Here is a 203-nt window from a genome sequence, read left to right on the forward strand (position 1 = left end):
TTCTCTACTTGTCCTTCTGCAAATCCTAAGTCTACCAATAGGTCTACCCAGTTATCATATTCTTTTCCGTTGGAACATAAGTCCACACAAGCCGTATCTGCCCACCAGTCTACTCTCCGCGCCAACCGCAAGCTTATTCCACAGTTATCCCAACTGCCTTCGTCCATTTCTTCTGCTTCCACCCACGCTACTTTGTTCGTCAA

The 203-nt window shown here is 46.8% G+C and carries 1 protein-coding gene; it reads right to left on the reverse strand.

Annotated elements, in window-relative coordinates; genetic code table 11:
• On the reverse strand, positions 1-203 hold a 203-nt coding region (locus LVD47_RS24450; protein WP_236981200.1), incomplete at both ends, for a hypothetical protein.

This window comes from Membranihabitans maritimus, from assembly GCF_021729145.1.
Classification (GTDB): domain Bacteria; phylum Bacteroidota; class Bacteroidia; order Chitinophagales; family Saprospiraceae; genus Membranihabitans; species Membranihabitans maritimus.